Origin of the sequence: Pseudomonas eucalypticola, assembly GCF_013374995.1 — a bacterium.
GTDB lineage: Bacteria > Pseudomonadota > Gammaproteobacteria > Pseudomonadales > Pseudomonadaceae > Aquipseudomonas > Aquipseudomonas eucalypticola.
The window spans coordinates 654,305-668,444 of the sequence record NZ_CP056030.1 but is presented as its reverse complement, the minus strand read 5'-3'; the positions used below and the strand labels follow the sequence as shown (position 1 = coordinate 668,444).

At 64.4% G+C, this 14,140-nt stretch carries 16 protein-coding genes; 11 read left to right on the top strand and 5 right to left on the bottom strand.

Annotated elements, in window-relative coordinates; translation table 11 throughout:
* Window positions 1–86: 86 nt before the first annotated feature.
* The 10 genes from urtB (at window position 87) to ureC (ending at window position 8,707) form a co-directional block, all read left to right on the top strand.
* Window positions 87–1,628 carry an urea ABC transporter permease subunit UrtB gene (urtB, locus tag HWQ56_RS03070; protein ID WP_176569750.1) on the top strand — a complete coding sequence of 514 codons (1,542 nt, stop codon included), beginning with the start codon at window positions 87–89 and terminating at the stop codon, window positions 1,626–1,628.
* Window positions 1,628–2,707, top strand: coding sequence for an urea ABC transporter permease subunit UrtC (gene urtC, locus HWQ56_RS03065; RefSeq protein ID WP_158155862.1), 1,080 nt, complete (start codon window positions 1,628–1,630; stop codon window positions 2,705–2,707). Before urtB ends, urtC begins: the two co-directional genes overlap by 1 nt.
* Entirely contained in the window at window positions 2,704–3,564 is an 861-nt protein-coding gene (gene urtD, locus HWQ56_RS03060; protein WP_158155860.1) for an urea ABC transporter ATP-binding protein UrtD, read from the top strand. The genes urtC and urtD overlap by 4 nt, the downstream gene beginning before the upstream one ends.
* An 80-nt stretch (window positions 3,565–3,644) precedes the next feature.
* Window positions 3,645–4,343 carry an urea ABC transporter ATP-binding subunit UrtE gene (gene urtE / locus HWQ56_RS03055; RefSeq protein ID WP_176569749.1) on the top strand — a complete coding sequence of 233 codons (699 nt, stop codon included), beginning with the start codon at window positions 3,645–3,647 and terminating at the stop codon, window positions 4,341–4,343.
* Window positions 4,344–4,373: 30 nt separating this feature from the next.
* Window positions 4,374–5,213, top strand: coding sequence for an urease accessory protein UreD (locus HWQ56_RS03050; protein ID WP_158155856.1), 840 nt, complete (start codon window positions 4,374–4,376; stop codon window positions 5,211–5,213).
* Window positions 5,214–5,271: 58 nt separating this feature from the next.
* Window positions 5,272–5,574, top strand: a complete 303-nt coding sequence (locus HWQ56_RS03045; RefSeq protein WP_158155854.1) for an urease subunit gamma — start codon at window positions 5,272–5,274, stop codon at window positions 5,572–5,574.
* Between the two features lie 8 nt (window positions 5,575–5,582).
* Complete coding sequence (locus HWQ56_RS03040; protein WP_158155852.1) at window positions 5,583–6,116, top strand: GNAT family N-acetyltransferase; 534 nt, start codon at window positions 5,583–5,585, stop codon at window positions 6,114–6,116.
* A 6-nt stretch (window positions 6,117–6,122) separates the two neighbouring features.
* Window positions 6,123–6,644, top strand: a complete 522-nt coding sequence (locus tag HWQ56_RS03035) for a GNAT family N-acetyltransferase (RefSeq protein WP_158155850.1) — start codon at window positions 6,123–6,125, stop codon at window positions 6,642–6,644.
* Window positions 6,645–6,654: 10 nt separating this feature from the next.
* Window positions 6,655–6,960 (top strand): urease subunit beta, encoded by a 306-nt coding sequence (locus HWQ56_RS03030; protein ID WP_158155848.1) that lies wholly within the window; start codon window positions 6,655–6,657, stop codon window positions 6,958–6,960.
* A gap of 46 nt (window positions 6,961–7,006) precedes the next feature.
* Complete coding sequence (ureC, locus tag HWQ56_RS03025) at window positions 7,007–8,707, top strand: urease subunit alpha (protein WP_176569748.1); 1,701 nt, start codon at window positions 7,007–7,009, stop codon at window positions 8,705–8,707.
* Window positions 8,708–8,751: 44 nt separating this feature from the next.
* On the opposite strand, the gene HWQ56_RS03020 is transcribed toward ureC, so the two are convergent.
* Together HWQ56_RS03020 and cbpA are read right to left on the bottom strand one after the other, a co-directional pair.
* Window positions 8,752–9,057 (bottom strand): chaperone modulator CbpM, encoded by a 306-nt coding sequence (locus tag HWQ56_RS03020; protein ID WP_158155840.1) that lies wholly within the window; start codon window positions 9,055–9,057, stop codon window positions 8,752–8,754.
* Window position 9,058: 1 nt separating this feature from the next.
* Entirely contained in the window at window positions 9,059–10,021 is a 963-nt protein-coding gene (gene cbpA, locus HWQ56_RS03015) for a curved DNA-binding protein (protein WP_158155838.1), read from the bottom strand.
* A 264-nt stretch (window positions 10,022–10,285) separates the two neighbouring features.
* On the opposite strand from cbpA, the gene HWQ56_RS03010 reads away from it, so the two are divergent.
* A complete protein-coding gene (locus tag HWQ56_RS03010) occupies window positions 10,286–11,551 on the top strand; it encodes an Hsp70 family protein (protein WP_158155835.1) in 1,266 nt (421 codons plus the stop codon).
* 93 nt (window positions 11,552–11,644) lie between these two features.
* Here the strand turns inward: HWQ56_RS03010 and HWQ56_RS03005 are convergent, their stop codons facing one another.
* From HWQ56_RS03005 to HWQ56_RS02995, 3 genes are all read right to left on the bottom strand, one after another.
* Window positions 11,645–12,655, bottom strand: a complete 1,011-nt coding sequence (locus tag HWQ56_RS03005) for an AI-2E family transporter (protein WP_158155833.1) — start codon at window positions 12,653–12,655, stop codon at window positions 11,645–11,647.
* Between the two features lie 170 nt (window positions 12,656–12,825).
* On the bottom strand, window positions 12,826–13,125 hold the full coding sequence (locus HWQ56_RS03000; RefSeq protein ID WP_176569747.1) for a PsiF family protein: 300 nt from the start codon (window positions 13,123–13,125) through the stop codon (window positions 12,826–12,828).
* An 84-nt stretch (window positions 13,126–13,209) separates the two neighbouring features.
* A complete protein-coding gene (locus tag HWQ56_RS02995; RefSeq protein ID WP_176569746.1) occupies window positions 13,210–14,100 on the bottom strand; it encodes an esterase/lipase family protein in 891 nt (296 codons plus the stop codon).
* Between the last annotated feature and the right edge of the window lie 40 nt (window positions 14,101–14,140).

Below are 14,140 nucleotides of genomic sequence, written 5' to 3'. Positions count from 1 at the left end.
CCGCGGTGCGTTCTTCCCGAGCTTCGCCCGGTCCCACAGGGGTCGCGCGTGGAGCCAACCCGTTTTCCGCTTTTCAGGACGCTGCCATGTCCCTCTATCGCCTTCTGCTATCCCTCATCCTGCTGCTACCCCTGGCCGCCTACGCCAGCGACGCTGACGACTTCGTCGCCGGCACTTCCGCGCAGCAGGCCCAATTACTGGAAACCTGGGCCGCCGAGCCCATTCCCGAGCGCCTAGAGCTGCTGCTGGCCCTGCAGGACGGCCGGGTGTCGATGGACGCTGACAAGCATGCCGTCATCGACAAGCCTGACGCCCCCACTGACGCCAACCTGCGCAAGGTGCGCCTGAACAACCGCCTGCGTGGCCTGGTGGATAACGCCCTGGCCAGCCAGCAACTGTTGAGCAACGACAAGCCCGTGCGCCTGGCTGCCGCCCAGCAACTGCAGAAAAGCGCCCAACCCAGCCAGCTGAAACTGCTGGACCATGTGGTGGCCGGCGAACAGGACAGCGGCATCAAGACCGCCCTGAGCCTGGCCTTGGCCAACCTGCAACTGGTAGACCCCGACCCGGCCGTGCGCCTGGCCGCCGTACGCCTGCTGGGCGACACCGGCGAGCCCATGGCCCGTACGCGCCTGGAAAACCTGCTGCAACCGGACGTGGAAAAAGACCCTGGCGTGCGCACTGCGGCGGAAACCAGCCTGGTGCAGGTCAAGCGCAAGCTGATGATCGGCGACCTGCTGGGCCAGGCCTTCAGCGGCATGTCCCTGGGCTCGATCCTGCTGCTGGCCGCCCTGGGCTTGGCCATCACCTTCGGCCTGCTGGGGGTGATCAACATGGCCCACGGCGAGATGCTGATGATCGGCGCCTACTCCACGTACGCCGTGCAGATCCTGTTCCAGCGCCTGGCCCCCGGTGCCATCGAGTTCTACCCGCTGGTGGCCCTGCCGGTGGCGTTCTTCGTCACCGCCTGCATCGGCATGGCGCTGGAGCGCACCATCATTCGCCACCTGTATGGCCGCCCGCTGGAAACCCTGCTGGCCACCTGGGGCATCAGCCTGATCCTGATCCAGGCCGTGCGGCTGATCTTCGGCGCCCAGAACGTGGAAGTGGCCAACCCCGAATGGCTGAGCGGCGGTATTCAAGTACTGCCTAACCTGGTGTTGCCCTTCAACCGCATCGTCATCATTGCCTTCGCGCTGTTCGTGGTGGTGCTGACCTGGCTGCTGCTGAACAAGACCCGCCTGGGCCTGAACGTGCGCGCCGTCACCCAGAACCGCAACATGGCTGCCTGCTGCGGCGTGCCCACCGGGCGCATCGACATGCTTGCCTTCGGCCTGGGTTCGGGCATCGCGGGCCTGGGCGGCGTGGCCCTGAGCCAGATCGGCAACGTCGGCCCGGAACTGGGCCAGGGCTACATCATCGACTCATTCCTGGTGGTAGTGCTGGGCGGCGTCGGCCAACTGGCCGGCAGCGTCTCGGCGGCGTTCGGGCTGGGCATCGCCAACAAGATCCTGGAACCACAGATCGGTGCCGTACTGGGCAAGATCCTCATCCTGGCGCTGATCATTCTGTTTATCCAGAAACGTCCCCAGGGCCTCTTTGCATTGAAAGGACGGGTGATCGACTGATGAACCAGCCCCTGATGGTAACCGCTGCACAAAAGGCCGGTCCCAAGGCCACCATTGCCATCGGCGCGCTGATCGTGGCGCTGCTGGTGGCCCTGGCGCTGCTGTCCCTGCTGCCGGAAAGCAACAGCCTGCAGGTCTCGGCCTACACGCTGACGCTGGTGGGCAAGATCCTCTGCTACGCCATCGTCGCCCTGGCCCTGGACCTGGTCTGGGGCTACGCCGGGCTATTGTCCCTGGGCCACGGCCTGTTCTTCGCCCTGGGTGGCTACGCCATGGGCATGTACCTGATGCGCGAGTCAGCCGGTGATAGCCTGCCGCCCTTCATGACCTTCCTGTCCTGGACCGAGCTGCCCTGGTATTGGGTCGGCACTCAGCACTTCCTCTGGGCCCTGTGCCTGGTGGTGCTGGCGCCGGGACTGCTGGCGCTGGTGTTCGGCTTCTTCGCCTTCCGCTCGCGGATCAAGGGCGTGTATTTCTCGATCATGACCCAGGCCCTGACCTTCGCCGGCATGCTGCTGTTCTTCCGCAACGAGACCGGCTTTGGCGGCAACAACGGCTTTACCAACTTCCGCAGCATCCTGGGCTTCAATATCACCTCCCAGGGCACCCGCGCGGTGCTGTTCCTGCTCACCGTGGCCTTGCTGGTGGGCAGCCTGCTGCTGGGCTGGCGCCTGGCGCAAAGCAAGTTCGGCCGGGTGCTGACCGCCCTGCGCGACGCCGAGAACCGCTTGATGTTCTGCGGCTACGACCCGCGCGGCTTCAAGCTGTTCATCTGGGTGCTCAGCGCCGTGCTGTGCGGCCTGGCGGGCGCCCTGTACGTGCCCCAGGTAGGCATCATCAACCCCAGCGAGATGTCGCCCACCAACTCCATCGAGGCCGCCGTGTGGGTGGCCCTGGGCGGGCGCGGCACGCTGATCGGCCCGTTGCTGGGCGCCGGGCTGGTGAACGGCATGAAGAGCTGGTTCACCGTGGCCTTCCCCGAATACTGGCTGTTCTTCCTGGGCGCGCTGTTCATCATCGTCACCCTGTACCTGCCCAAGGGCGTCATCGGCCTGATCAAGAAAAGGGGCGAACAATGAAGACCACCCCCACCCCGGAACTGATGCTCGAACCCATCCTCGAGCCCAACCGTGATGCCGGCACCAGCCGCGACGCGATTGGCCTGGGCCAGCGCGTGGACGGCAGCCTCAGCGCCCGCCACGGCACGATCCTGACGCTGGAAGACATCAGCGTCAGTTTCGACGGCTTCAAGGCCCTCAACAGCCTGAACCTGTACATCGGCGTCGGTGAGCTGCGCTGCATCATCGGCCCCAACGGTGCGGGCAAGACCACGCTGATGGATGTCATCACCGGCAAGACCCGCCCCAGCCACGGCAAGGCCTGGTTCGGCGAGACCCTGGACCTGACCCGCATGAGCGAAGTCGAGATCGCCCAGGCCGGCATCGGCCGCAAATTTCAGAAGCCCACGGTGTTCGAAGCCCTGAGCGTGTTCGAGAACCTGGAACTGGCGCAGAAAACCGACAAGTCGGTATGGGCCAGCCTTCGCGCGCGGCTCAATGGCGAACAGAAAGACCGCATCGACGAGGTGCTGGAAACCATCCGGCTCAGTGCCTCGGTGCACCGCCCGGCCGGACTGCTGTCCCACGGCCAGAAGCAGTTCCTGGAAATTGGCATGCTGCTGGTGCAGGACCCGCAACTGTTGCTGCTGGACGAGCCGGTGGCGGGCATGACCGACGCCGAGACCGAGTTCACCGCCGAACTGTTCAAGACCCTGGCCGGCAAGCATTCGCTGATGGTGGTGGAGCACGACATGGGCTTCGTCGACACCATCGCCGACTACGTGACCGTGCTGCACCAGGGCAGCGTGCTGGCCGAGGGATCGTTGCAGCAGGTGCAGGCCGATGAAAGGGTGATCGAGGTTTATCTGGGTCGTTGAGGCCACCTGAGCCTGTAGGACTGGGCGCAGCTTGGTTCTACAGACATGGCCGGGGCCACGGGAACATTTGGAGCAATACCATGCTGGAAGTCCAGAAGCTTCACCAATACTACGGCGGCAGCCACATCCTGCGCGGCCTGTCCTTCGACGTGAAAGTGGGCGAAGTCACCTGCCTGCTGGGCCGCAACGGCGTGGGCAAGACCACCCTGCTCAAGTGCCTGATGGGCCTGATCCCGTCCAAGGAAGGCAGCGTGCAGTGGGAAGGCAAGCCCATCACCGGTTTCAAGCCACACCAGCGGGTGCACGCTGGCATTGCCTACGTGCCCCAGGGCCGCGAGATCTTCGGGCGCCTAACGGTTGAAGAGAACCTGTTGATGGGCCTGTCGCGCTTCAGCGCCGCCGAGGCCAAGCAAGTACCGGCGTTCATCTATGAACTGTTTCCCGTGCTGCTGCAGATGAAACACCGCCGCGGCGGCGACCTGTCCGGCGGCCAGCAACAACAATTGGCCATTGGCCGTGCCCTGGCCAGCCGCCCGCGCCTGCTGATCCTCGACGAACCCACCGAGGGTATCCAGCCCTCGGTGATCAAGGAAATCGGCGCGGTGATCAAGAAGCTCGCGGCCCGTGGCGACATGGCGATTCTGCTGGTGGAGCAGTTCTACGACTTCGCCGCCGAGCTGGCCGACCAGTACCTGGTGATGTCCCGCGGCGAAATTGTGCAGCAGGGCCGCGGGAAAAATATGGAGGCCGAGGGTGTACGCGGCCTGGTAACCATTTAATCTGCACGCAAACCAATAACGAATGCGCCTATGAACCTGCCCGTCTCCACCGCCCTGTACACGCCGAGCTGGCACGCCGAGCTCGAGCTGGGCTATGGCCGCTTCGGCGACACCACGCGGCCCACACTGCGCCGCCACCAGGGCCCGTTGCGAGTGCAGAAGCACCTGTACGCCGAAGGCCCCCAGGTGTGCCAGCACATCATCGTCCACCCCCCGGGGGGCATCGCCGGCGGTGACCGGTTGAACATCAGCGCCAGCGTCGGCGCAGGCGCCTGGGCGCAGTTGACCAGCCCTGGCGCGGCCAAGTGGTACCGCGCCGCTGGCCCCGCCTACCAGACCCTGAACCTGCGCGTGGGCCCGGGGGCGACCCTGGAGTGGCTGCCCCAGGAAACCATCGTCTACAGCGCCGCCCAGGCCGAACTGACCACCAGCATCGACCTTGAAGGCGACGCCCGGCTGTTCTATTGGGACGTGGTTGCCCTGGGCCGACCCGCGGCCGACGAGCGTTTCGAGCGCGGACATTTCCAGAGCCGCCTGGACATACGCCGCGACGGCCAATTGCTCTGGCACGAGCGCCAGCGGGTCACCGGCAACGACGGCCTGCTCGACTCGCCCATGGGCCTGGACGGGCACACCGTATTCGCCACCTTGCTGGTGAGCGCCGACGTCAGTCCTGAACTGCTTGAACGATGCCGGGCCTTCAAGGGCCAGGTGCGCGGCGACCTCAGCCAGTTGCCAGGCCTGCTGGTGGCCCGCTGCCTGGCCCACGAAGGCCTGCAGGCCCGCGACTGGCTGATCGGCCTGTGGAAACTGTTACGCCCCGAAGTGCTGGGCAAAGAAGCCCTGCCTCCCAGAATCTGGAGCACCTGATGCGCGCCCCGTCGCCATTCAGCCACCTGTTTTGTTACTGCCCACGAATGGACACACCATGGACCTGACACCCCGCGAAAAAGACAAGCTGCTGATCTTCACCGCCGGCCTGGTCGCCGAGCGCCGCCTGGCGCGTGGCGTGAAGCTCAACTACCCGGAAGCCATGGCCTATATCTCGGCTGCGCTGCTGGAAGGCGCCCGCGACGGCCAGACCGTCGCCCAGCTGATGCACTACGGCACCACCCTGCTCAACCGTGAACAGGTAATGGAAGGTATCCCGGAAATGATCCCGGAGATCCAGGTGGAAGCCACCTTCCCCGACGGCACCAAGCTGGTCACCGTCCACCAACCGATCGCCTGAGGCCCGCCATGACTTTTCGCGTACGTGACGCCCTGCATGCCGACCTGCCCGGCATCCGCGATATCTACAACGATGCGGTGCTCAACACCACCGCCATCTGGAACGAACAACCCGTGGACCTGGGCAACCGCCAGGCCTGGTATGCCGCTCGGCAGGCCCAGCACTACCCTATCCTGGTAGCGGTCGACGCCAATGACGCCGTGCTGGGCTACGCTTCATTTGGTGACTGGCGTCCTTTTCAGGGCTTTCGCCAGACCGTCGAACACTCGGTCTACGTACGCGCCGATCAACGGGGCAACGGCCTGGGGCCGCTGCTGATGAATGCCCTGGTCGAACGCGCACGCGGCTGTGACAAACACGTGATGGTCGCCGCCATCGAGAGTGGCAACGCGGCGTCCATCCGTCTGCACGAGCGACTCGGTTTCACGATCACGGGGCAGATGCCCCAGGTGGGCAGCAAGTTCGGTCGCTGGCTGGACCTGACCTTCATGCAACTGATCCTGAACCCGGGCGCCGAACCTTCCCCGACTCCCGTGGAGTAAGCCGCCATGAATGCCGCCCAATTGCGCCGCGTCACCGTTGAAAGCTTCGCTCACTACCGCCAGGGCCTGGTCGAATTGCTGTTGGATTCGGTCAAGCAGGGCGCCTCCATCGGCTTTCTTGCCGACCTGGACGCCCATGAAGCCAACAGCTATTTCGACGAAGTGAAAAACCGCATCGCCATCAACGACCTGGTGCTGTGGGCGGTGGTACGTGACGAACAAGTCATGGCCAGCGCGCAATTGGTGTTCTGCAAACGCGTCAATGGCCTCAACCGGGCCGAGGTGCAGAAGCTGATGGTGCGCTCCGACGCCCAGCGGCGCGGCATGGGGCAGCAATTGATGCAGGCGGTGGAGGTCGCCGCCCGCCAGTACAAGCGCGGCCTGCTGCACCTGGACACCGAAGCCGGCTCGCCCGCCGAGGCCTTCTACCTGTCCCAGGGCTACAAGCGCGCAGGGCAGATCCCCGGGTTTGCCTGCCGGCCGGATGGTGAATACACCGCCACGGCGTTTTTCTACAAGACACTTTGAGGAGGGCCGCATGATTCCAGGCCAATACCAGATCCAACCCGGCGATATCGAACTCAACGTCGGCCGCCGCACCGTCAGCCTGAGCGTGGCCAACAGTGGCGACCGGCCCATCCAGGTGGGCTCGCACTACCATTTTTTCGAAACCAACGACGCCCTCACCTTTGACCGCGCCGCCAGCCGCGGCATGCGCCTGAACATTCCGGCCGGCACCGCCGTGCGCTTCGAGCCGGGCCAGAGCCGCGACGTGGAGTTGGTGGACCTGGCCGGCAACCGCCGCGTATTCGGCTTCGCCGGCCGCATCATGGGCGACCTCTGACACATCTCACAAGGTGCACGGCACGGCAAATTGGTAAGGACGCAGCATGAAAATCTCGAGACAAGCCTATGCCGACATGTTCGGCCCCACCGTCGGCGACAAGGTACGCCTGGCCGATACCGATCTGTGGATCGAAGTGGAAAAGGATTTCACCACCTACGGTGAAGAAGTGAAGTTCGGCGGCGGCAAGGTGATCCGCGATGGCATGGGCCAGGGCCAGTTGCTGGCTGCCGAAGTGGTCGACACCCTGATCACCAACGCCCTGATCATCGACCACTGGGGCATCGTCAAGGCCGACGTGGGCCTCAAGGATGGCCGCATCGCTGCCATCGGCAAGGCCGGCAACCCGGACATCCAGCCCGACGTGACCATCGCCATCGGCGCCAGCACCGAGGTCATCGCCGGTGAGGGCATGATCCTCACCGCCGGCGGCATCGACACCCACATCCACTTCATCTGCCCGCAGCAGATCGAAGAAGCCCTGATGAGTGGCGTCACCACCATGATCGGCGGCGGCACGGGCCCGGCGACCGGTACCAACGCCACCACCTGCACCTCGGGCCCGTGGCACATGGCGCGCATGCTCCAGGCCGCCGACTCGTTCCCCATGAACATCGGCTTCACCGGCAAGGGTAACGCCAGCCTGCCGGAACCCCTGATCGAACAGGTGAAGGCCGGCGCCATCGGCCTGAAACTGCACGAAGACTGGGGCACCACCCCGGCCTCCATCGACAACTGCCTGAGCGTGGCCGACCAGTACGACGTGCAGGTGGCCATCCATACCGACACCCTCAACGAGTCGGGCTTCGTGGAAACCACCCTCGGCGCCTTCAAGGGCCGCACCATCCACACCTACCACACCGAAGGTGCCGGCGGCGGCCACGCCCCCGATATCATCAAGGCGTGCGGCTTCAAGAACGTACTACCCAGCTCCACCAACCCCACCCGGCCGTTCACCCGCAACACCATCGACGAACACCTGGACATGCTGATGGTGTGCCACCACCTGGACCCCAGCATCGCCGAGGACGTGGCCTTCGCCGAGAGCCGCATCCGCCGCGAGACCATCGCCGCCGAAGATATCCTCCACGACCTGGGCGCGTTCTCGATGATTAGCTCCGACAGCCAGGCCATGGGCCGGGTGGGCGAGGTGATCACCCGCACCTGGCAAACCGCCGACAAGATGAAGAAACAACGCGGCGCCCTGGCCGAGGATGCCCCCGGCAACGACAACTTCCGCGCCAAACGCTACATCGCCAAGTACACCATCAACCCGGCCATTACCCATGGCATCAGCCATGAAGTTGGCTCGATCGAAATCGGCAAATGGGCCGACCTGGTGTTGTGGCGGCCGGCGTTCTTCGGGGTCAAGCCCACCCTGATCCTCAAGGGGGGCGCCATTGCGGCCAGCCTGATGGGCGACGCCAACGCGTCGATCCCCACGCCACAGCCGGTGCACTACCGCCCCATGTTCGCCAGCTACGGTGGCTCGCGGCACGCCACCAGCATCACCTTCATCAGCCAGGCAGCGCTGGAGGCCGGGGTGCCCGAGCAACTGGGGTTGAAAAAACAGATTGGCGTGGTCAAGGGCTGCCGCACCGTGCAGAAAACCGACCTTATCCACAACGGCTACCTGCCTGACATCGACGTCGACCCGCAGACCTACCAGGTCAAGGCCGATGGCGTGCTGCTGTGGTGTGAGCCGGCCGAGACACTGCCCATGGCCCAACGCTACTTCCTGTTCTGACGGTGTGCCCCCGTGGCGCCGGCAACCCGGCGTCACAGGGCCGGTCAGCTCTGGATAAACCGCCCCAGGCGCTGGCGCAGCATGGCGTTTTCGGCGCGCAGGTCGCGTACCTCTTCCAGCAACTCCAGCGCGAGCGCCACGCCTTCCCATTCAAGGTCCAGGTCGTGGTGCAACTTGGCGGCGCGGCGGGCGATCACCGGGGAGAAGTCGTCGAACAACCACTCCTCCGGCGTTCGTCCGGTAGGTTCGACTATTCCGTGCTCGACAATTTCAATCACAAAGGCCGCCGGCATATCGGTGGCCTGACAGAACGCTTGCATGTCCAGTTGAACGTACCGGGACGTTTCCATATCAGCGACTCCAGTTGGCTCGGGGGTCGAATGCCGCCTTCTCCGACAGAGTTTTCCACAGGGCCTGGGTAGCCTCGTCGGCGTGCGGTGGCATCACCACCTTCAATTGTGCGTACAGGTCACCACGCTGACCCTGCTTGTCCATCAAGCCATTGCCCTTTACCCGCAGGCGCTGGCCGCTCTGGCTGTCGGGGCGAATGGTCAGGTTGATGCGCCCCGTCAGGGTGGGTACCGCGACCTTGGTGCCCAGTGCCGCTTCCCAGGGGGCCAGCGGCACGGTGATGATCAGGTCATGGTCTTCGACATCGAACATCGGGTGCGGTGCCAGCCGAATGATCAGATACAGGTCGCCATTGGCGCCACCGCCCACGCCCGGAGCGCCCTGACCCTTGAGGCGAATGCGCTCGCCGTCGGTGACCCCGGCGGGAATCTTCACGTTGAGGGTCTTGGTGGTGTTGCCCGTCTGCTGCCCGGCACCGTTGTACTGGGGCACCTGGAAGCTGATCTGCTTCGACTCGTTGGCCAGGGTTTCCTCGAGGAAGATCGCCAGTTCCATTTCCACGTCTTGTCCTCGCCTCCCGGCGCTGCGTTGCTGGCCGCGGCCAAAGGGGTTGCCATTGCCGCCACGCCCGGCGGCACCGCCGAAAATGGAGCTGAAGAAGTCGGAGAAGTCCCCGGCGCTTTCCTCGAAACCGCCACCGCCGCGGCCCTGCCAACCGGGCGGGCCCTGGAACGGCCGGCCATGCTGGCCGTATTTGCGAATTTCGTCGTATTCGGCGCGCTTGTCCGCGTTGCTCAGCGCCTCATAGGCCTCGGAGGCCTCCTTGAATTTCTCTTCGGCGTCCTTTTCCTTGCTGACGTCGGGGTGATATTTGCGCGCCAGTTTGCGGTAGGCGGTCTTGATCGCCTTCTCGTCCGCGGTCGGCTCGACGCCCAATATCTTGTAGTAGTCTTTGAAGTCCATCGAAGGATCACCATCCGTTTATCGGGATCGCGCGGTCTGTCCACTCAAGTGTAGAGACTCGCCGATGCGCTGGAAGTTTATCGGCTGCTGGCAGGCTTTGCTGAACGGCCCAGGGTGCAGCCACAGGGGTTGGCTACAAGATTGGGGGTGTGGGCGCAGGTTTCAAGGTGTGACCAGACAGCAATTAAACACCCCACGGCCTTGATTCTGGCTGCCACTGGCATACACTGCGCGGCCGTTTTTTGCACAGAATCCGGCAACGACATGACCAACCAAACCCCGGCCCGCGCCTGCGGCATCGACTTCGGCACCTCCAACTCCACCGTCGGCTGGCACCGACCGGGCGTCGACACCCTCATCGCGCTGGAAGACGGCAAGATCACCCTGCCGTCGGTGGTGTTCTTCAACATCGAGGAACGCCGCCCGGTGTATGGCCGCCTGGCGTTGCACGAGTACCTGGAAGGCTACGAAGGCCGCCTGATGCGCTCGCTCAAGAGCCTGCTGGGTTCCAAGCTGATCAAGCACGATACCAGCGTGCTGGGCACCGCCCTGCCGTTCAAGGACCTGCTGGGCATGTTCATCGGCGAGCTGAAAAAGCGCGCTGAAGCCAACGCCGGCCGTGCGTTCGACGAAGTGGTGCTGGGCCGCCCGGTGCACTTCGTCGACGACGACAAGGTTGCCGACCAGGAAGCCCAGGACACCCTGGAAGACGTAGCGAAGAAAATCGGCTTCAAGGAAGTGTCCTTCCAGTTCGAGCCCATCGCCGCGGCCTTCGACTACGAGTCGAGCATTCAGCGTGAAGAACTGGTACTGATCGTCGACATCGGTGGTGGTACCTCCGACTTCTCGCTGATCCGCCTGGCACCCGAGCGCCACAACCTGGACAACCGCCATGACGACATCCTGGCCACCGGCGGCGTGCACATTGGCGGTACCGACTTCGACAAGCAACTGAGCCTGCAGGGCGTGATGCCGCTGTTCGGCTACGGCAGCCGCATGAAGAGCGGCGCCTTCATGCCCACCAGCCACCACATGAACCTGGCCACCTGGCACACCATCAACTCGGTGTATTCGCAGAAATCCCAGCTGGCCCTGGGCAGCATGCGCTATGACATCGAAGACACCGACGGCATCGACCGCCTGTTCAAGCTGATCGACCAGCGCGCCGGCCACTGGCTGGCGATGGAAGTGGAAGAAACCAAGATCCAGCTGACCCACGCCGACAATCGGCTGGTGGCGCTGGACCGTATCGAGCCAGGCCTGAGCGTGGACATGAGCCGGGCCCTGTTCGAAGGCGCCATCGATACCTTGCTGGAGCGTGTACGCGGCAGCGTCACCCAGTTGCTGGGTGATGCGGGCGTGGGCGTGGAACAGGTGGACACCGTGTTCTTCACTGGCGGTTCGAGCGGCATTCCGGCGCTGCGCAACAGCGTGGCGGCGATGCTGCCAAATGCCCGGCATGTGGAAGGCAATATCTTCGGCAGCATCGGCAGCGGCCTGGCCATCGAAGCGCGCAAGCGCTACGGCTGAAACCGTAGCAGCGGACCTGGCCGCGTTCCGAGGCGCGGCGCAGTATCTGGATACACCGCGTGAAGCCGGACGCGGCCAGGTCCGCCGCTACGGTCAGACCAGTTCGGCGCGGCGCAGCTCGCTTTTCAGGTAGGCGTAGTAGATGGGGCCTGCGACTACCCCCGGCAAGCCGAACGCCGCCTCGAACACCAGCATCGCCAGCAGCAATTCCCACGACTTGGCCCTGATCTGCCCGCCCACGATCCGCGCGTTGAGGAAATACTCCAGCTTGTGGATAAGAATCAGCCAACCCAGCGCCGCGGCGGCTACCCAGATCGATACCGACAGGCCGATGATGGTGATCAGCGTGTTGGAGATCAGGTTGCCGATCACCGGCAAAAGGCCAAGGATGAAGGTCAGGGCCACCATGGTCTTGGTCAGTGGCAGCTTGATTCCGCACAACGGCAAGATCACCAGCAGGAACACGGACGTGAACACCGTGTTCAGCGCGGCGATCTTGATCTGGGCGAAAACGATATTGCGGAACGCCTGCACCAGCAGCGTCATGCGCACCAGCAGTTCGCCAGCCAGCGGCTTGTGGTCGACCCCCGGCGGAATGCGGTTCAAGGCGACGATGGCGCCCAGCACCATGCCGATCAGCAGGGTGACGAAGGTGTGCACCGCGTCCTTGCCCACCAATTGCAGGTCGGCCAGGTGCTTGCTCACCCAGTCGCCCAGCGCCGTACGAAATTCCAGGGCATTGGCCGGCAGGTAGGCATCGATGGACGGCGGCAACTGCGCCCGCGCCCGGTTCAGCACGCCCATGAACTTGTCGAGGAACGCGCCCGGGTTCTCGGCCTCGTGCATCAGGAAACTGATGCCCAAGGCAAAGATCACCGCCAGCAGGCTGACCACCACGGTCCCCAGCAGCGCTACCGCCACCCACCGGGCCCGCGGGCCGGACACCAGGCGCTGCAATTGCGGGGTCAGCATGTTGACCAGTTCATACACCAGCAGGCCAGCCAACAGGCTAGGCAACAGGCGCAAAGGCATTACCAGCAATAGCCCACCGAATACGATGAGCAGGCTGGCCCATAACACATGACGCTGGGAAAACGTTGGCATACCGCCTCGAACAGGTAACACATGGAGGATGGGCAGTCTGCCAGCCTTCACCTCACAGAGCCAGTTCCGGCGAAGGGCGACTGCCGACAGAGGCAAGCGAAACCCGCGAAGGCGCTGCTGCGCGCCATCGCGAGCCACGCTCGCTCGAGCAGGGGGTCAGAGGCAAACCGTCATTTCTTCAGGCAGGTGCTCATGAACGTTTTGCGTGCGTCGCCACTCAGGTTCTGGGTCTTGGCGTCGGCGTTGCAGGTGGTCATCTTCTGCTGCTGCGGCGTCAGGGTCTTGGTGGTGGCGGCCGGGGTGGCCTTGAGGCAAGTGCTCATGAAGGCCTTGCGCTCGTCGCCTTTCAGGCTCTTGGCCGTGGCGTCGGCATTGCAGGTGGTCATCTTGTTCTGTTGCGCAGTGGCGGCGAAACCTTGTGAACACAGCAACAGGCCAAGTGCCAGGAGGGGCGCGTGCAATAGCTTCATGGAGTGGTCTCCTTGTCGCCGCGCTGGGCTGCGCGGCCTGCCCTGAAGTGTAGACAAACTTTGTCACACCCCAGGGTCGACGCTTCAGAGCCCCGCCGCCTTGAGGCGCGCGGCGTGTTCGGTGAACAGGCGCACGGGCTCGGCGCCCTTGCCCACCAGCCCCAGGGATTGGTTAACGATGTCCAGGTGGTCCATGGGGTAGTCATCGCCGATCACTAACCCCAGGTGCGAGCTGTAGCGCCCCACCATGCCATCGCATTGCCCTGCTTCGCGCACGAAGGTTTTGGCAAACAAACGGCAACTGGCGTGCGAGCCGTCCACGCGGTTGCCGCCGCCATCGCTGCGCGGGTCTTGCAGCACGCCGGACCAGGAGTAGTAATGCACCCCGTTGACCACCGGCTCGCCTTGGCCACCCCAGGTCAGGGGGATGCCCTGTGGATAACGCTGGTTGAAGGCCGCCACCCCGGCGCAGGTCAGGGACTGGTGCGAGGCGTGGACATCGATGGGCAGGATCGGCCCGCGCCAGCCGGTTTCCAGCGCTCCCATCACCAGGCCCAGCACGTACAGAATGAAATTCAGCAACCGGCCCCCTACGGAATTTCGCGGGTAGCGACGCTCCAGGTAGTCCGCCAGCTCGGAGCCGTGGTTGGGCCCGGCCACCGAGGTCACCGAGGCCACCCAGTCCGGGCGCTTGGCCGCGGCGTAGCGGGCGGTCAGTGCCCCCTGGCTGTGGCCTATCAGGTTGACCTTGGCGGCGCCGGTCTCATGGCGGATACGCTGGATGATCTGCAACAGTTGCTCGCCCCGGACTTCGGTGCCATTGAGGGGCGAGACCTGGATGGGAAACACCTGCGCCCCGCCCCGGCGCAAGGCGCGCACGATACCGAACCAGTAGGGATACAGCACCAGGCGTACGAAACCGAGCATGCCGGGCACAAGGACAAGGGGGTAGCGCGTGGCACCGGGCTGCGACATGGGAAAGATCCTGTGGACAAACTTCAATACTAGCGCACTG